The sequence below is a fragment of the Roseibium sp. RKSG952 genome (assembly GCF_009711355.1).
The window spans coordinates 1-1,729 of the sequence record NZ_SMMF01000546.1 but is presented as its reverse complement, the minus strand read 5'-3'; the positions used below and the strand labels follow the sequence as shown (position 1 = coordinate 1,729).

The window sequence follows — 1,729 nt, the reverse complement described above, 5'->3', positions numbered from 1 at the left end:
GGCACGAAACCAAATTGTGCAACAACGCCGATCAACGCCACGACTTCGAAACATTCCAAACCAACGCCGCCGTATATTCCAGTTTACCTCGCCCGCAAAATTTGCGACAAAGCCCCCTATATTAGGTCTCATATCCAAAAGTGTAATTAATTATTTCAAAATAATTTTTGGTCGGTATAGATACTGATAAATCCAATATACCGGCATTAAATACGATTCGATCACTTTTCTTCAAATCAAGATCGACAATTATTTTGAGATCTTCATGAAATGAGAACGGGGGTACTGCACCCTTTTCACATTCAGTAAGTTCAAATAATTTATCCTCGGATGCAAATTGTAATCTTTGAACATCTAAAATTCTTTTAATTAATTTGAAGTTTACTCTCTTGTCGCCAGGCAGAACAATCAAATAATATTCAAATTTAATATCTCTGCGTTGTCCTGCTTCAATTACTAGTGACTTAGCAGCCTCATTTAGATGGTTCCCGCGGAGTTTGCTTGCGGCTTCAGTCTGTCCCTCAGCATCATGTTTTATTAATTCATATGTAATTTTCGCGTTGTTCAAAAGTTCAAATATTTTCGTAGTGCATGTCATTTTTTTATTCCCCTGGCTAAGTGTAGAGGTTATTAATATTTGCAGATGCAGTGTAGCAATTTCATAAATATTTCTTTCTCATAATGAATTATTTTGGAATATCTCACTTATGTTAAACTGTAGTCACATTCAGCTGTTTTCAGTGCGACCAATCGTCGGCTTTAATAATTGTAAACGAGGCTACGGCCTAGCTCAGGAATGACCGTGCGTCCGGAACTGCTTCGATCACGCATTTTGAACTGCCGAATCTCTTTCACAATCCATTCCAATGGGTTGTTCGTCTAAACTTTTCGGCAACATTTTCGAAGCGCTTCTGCGGGCACTCCATTGAGTATTCATCAAAGCTATCCATCATGCTCCAGAGGTTGTACGAAGAAGATCCACGTCACGTATCTGTAGACAAAAACCGAAGAGATGAGGCAAGAGGCCCGAGCTACAAGGTTCGTCCTATTTGACGCCCGCGCAGATCCCTAGTGTATCCTTAGTATACCATCGAATTGCCTTCAGTTAATGGCACATTGTAATATCTTCATCTCATGCCCGCTTCACCGTAATCCCGTTAAGTTATAGATAAGATTGTTAGCCTTCAATGAAGTGCCACCATTTATTTTATGAAATAGAATTTCCTTTTCAGGTTAGACATCGAGCTTGTGCTCGCGCACATGACTGTCAAAGCGGTGATAACGCTTGCGCAAGGTACTCAACGCTCCAGTCGAAACGCCTACTAGATATAATTTCATTAACACATCCATGTAGCTGATCTACCCCCGCTGGTTGCGCTCACCGAGCGTAATCTCAAATGTCTGGTGATCCAGCTTCGATATCTACACCTGCAACTCATCCGCTTTTGGATGCAGCGACCGCTTATACCTGCCCGCTTCCATATTGTGACGGCCTTCACTACGATCACAATACTCGGTATCGAAAAGCTGACCTAGCTTTACCTCTAGCTACGTATTCATGGCATCTTTATAAGTGAAAAAGATCGCCAATTCGTGATTAATATCCGCATTTACATAATAATATGGCACAACATAATACAATAAAATACGTCCTAATTGTTAAATAGCAGAAAGATTTTACGTCATAGCAATTCCATTTGAACGTGGAGTTCGTCCCTGTTTCCGGACA

The 1,729-nt window shown here is 40.5% G+C and carries 1 protein-coding gene; it reads right to left on the bottom strand.

From position 1 onward, the window contains the following. Nucleotides 1-121: 121 nt before the first annotated feature. Nucleotides 122-598, bottom strand: a complete 477-nt coding sequence (locus tag E1297_RS02135; protein ID WP_155133311.1) for a YbaK/EbsC family protein — start codon at nucleotides 596-598, stop codon at nucleotides 122-124. Between the last annotated feature and the right edge of the window lie 1,131 nt (nucleotides 599-1,729).

Excerpts from the sequence above, each read along its gene's own strand:
- E1297_RS02135 (WP_155133311.1), bottom strand. The coding sequence starts at position 598 with ATGACATGCACTACGAAAATATTTGAACTTTTGAACAACGCGAAAATT.